This window comes from Vibrio sp. D173a (assembly GCF_030248475.1).
Window position 1 is genome coordinate 1 of sequence record NZ_JAHGAH010000695.1, and the last position, 1206, is coordinate 1206.

At 44.4% G+C, this 1206-nt stretch carries 2 protein-coding genes and 1 pseudogene; all 3 read left to right on the forward strand.

What is annotated here, in order from left to right; all coding sequences use genetic code 11:
* On the forward strand, window positions 1–258 hold a 258-nt coding region (locus KIV40_RS28585; RefSeq protein WP_285352600.1), incomplete at its 5' end, for a YceD family protein.
* A gap of 35 nt (window positions 259–293) precedes the next feature.
* Window positions 294–464 carry a 50S ribosomal protein L32 gene (gene rpmF / locus KIV40_RS28590; RefSeq protein WP_004414666.1) on the forward strand — a complete coding sequence of 57 codons (171 nt, stop codon included), beginning with the start codon at window positions 294–296 and terminating at the stop codon, window positions 462–464.
* Window positions 465–1206, forward strand: a pseudogene (plsX, locus tag KIV40_RS28595) (phosphate acyltransferase PlsX); the annotation flags it as partial.

Sequence of the window (1206 nt, forward strand, 5' to 3'; positions counted from 1 at the left end):
ACTCCTTACTACAATGAGAAAAGTGAAGAAGAAGCACCGGAAGTGTACGATTTGGTAGATCTGAACGAGTACGGTGAGTTAGACCTGATTCAACTAGTTGAAGACGAGTTCATCCTTGGATTGCCACAAGTAGCAATGCACGACGAAGCGGACTGTAGCGTTAACTCAAATAACTTGGTGTTTGGTGAACTTCCTGAAGAAATTGAGGAAGATAAGAAGCCGAATCCATTTGATGTTTTAAAAAGCTTAAAGAAGTAACTGCTTCTTTAAGAATTTACATAGGAGTAGGGTCAATGGCCGTACAAAAGAGCAAGAAATCACGTTCAATGCGTGGCATGCGTCGTTCACACGATGCGCTAACTACAGCTGCACTTTCTGTAGACGCAACTTCAGGTGAAACTCACCTACGTCACAACGTGACAGCGGAAGGTTACTACCGCGGCAAAAAGGTTATCAACAAGTAAGAGCTAAAAGTCATTCTCATAGGTGATCGAAACGCGATCACATCTCAATTATCCTCATTAGGTCGACAGCCTGATTCTCGTTTGAGCATCCAGCATTGTGACCGAGTAATCTCCAACTCAGAAAAGCCTTCTCTTGCCTTAAGAAACAGTCAGGGCAGTTCGATGCGTGAAGCAATCGATTTGGTTGCAGAATCTCAAGCAGATGCGTGTGTCAGTGGTGGTAATACCGGTGCGTTGATGGCCTTGTCACGCTTTCGTCTAAAGTTACTCCCAGGTATTGATCGCCCAGCTCTCGTTTCAGCATTGCCTACCGCTTCCGGTAGTCGTACGTGGATGTTGGACCTCGGTGCCAACGTATCCAGTGACGCAGACTCTCTTTTTCAATTTGCTGTAATGGGAAGCGCATTAGCTGAACAACATTTAGGCCGCCCTCCACGTGTCGCTATTTTGAATATCGGCGCAGAAGAAATAAAAGGTAATGACCTTGTAAAACGATGCGCGGAAATGTTGTCTAACACCCAGTCTGTGAACTTCATTGGCTATATTGAAGGAAATCAATTGCTGCAAGATGCAGCAGATGTGGTTGTTTGTGATGGTTTTGTGGGCAATGTGTGCCTAAAAACGTGTGAAGGCACTGCACAGCTCTTTATTGATAAGCTAAAAACGCGCATCATGGCGTCAACGATAAAGGGTTGGATCGCCAGAATATTGTTTTCTGAGCTATTTACTGAATTAAAAACCT